Origin of the sequence: Pantoea sp. 22096 (genome assembly GCF_052045955.1) — a bacterium.
GTDB classification, from domain to species: domain Bacteria; phylum Pseudomonadota; class Gammaproteobacteria; order Enterobacterales; family Enterobacteriaceae; genus Pantoea; species Pantoea alfalfae.
On record NZ_JBQEPW010000020.1, the window covers coordinates 1 to 545 of the forward strand.

Below are 545 nucleotides of genomic sequence, written 5' to 3' on the forward strand. Positions count from 1 at the left end.
ATGCCTGGCAGTTCCCTACTCTCGCATGGGGAGGCCCCACACTACCATCGGCGCTACGGCGTTTCACTTCTGAGTTCGGCATGGGGTCAGGTGGGACCACCGCGCTAAAGCCGCCAGGCAAATCTTGGTGCACGAAACGAATCTTTTACGCCATGACCGCGTTGCCATCGCTCAGCCACACCGGTCACATACCTCAGTATGCTCCCGCTGATGTCTTCGCTCTGCGCCTTGTCACGCCGCAAAATCTTTCGTTTCCGCTAATTTTATCCGGAATAAGCTGAAAATCGTGTCTCTCAAAAACGCCTCTGGCGTTGTAAGGTTAAGCCTCACGGGTCATTAGTACCGGTTAGCTCAACGCATCGCTGCGCTTACACACCCGGCCTATCAACGTCGTAGTCTTCAACGTCCCTTCAGGACCCTCAAGGAGTCAGGGAGAACTCATCTCGGGGCAAGTTTCGTGCTTAGATGCTTTCAGCACTTATCTTTTCCGCACTTAGCTACCGGGCAGTGCCATTGGCATGACAACCCGAACACCAGTGGTGCGT

At 54.5% G+C, this 545-nt stretch carries 2 rRNA genes; both read right to left on the reverse strand.

Annotated elements, in window-relative coordinates:
• Window positions 1-2: 2 nt before the first annotated feature.
• Window positions 3-118, reverse strand: a 5S ribosomal RNA gene (gene rrf / locus ACTJKZ_RS21195).
• A 197-nt stretch (window positions 119-315) separates the two neighbouring features.
• A 23S ribosomal RNA gene (locus ACTJKZ_RS21200) occupies window positions 316-545 on the reverse strand; the annotation flags it as partial.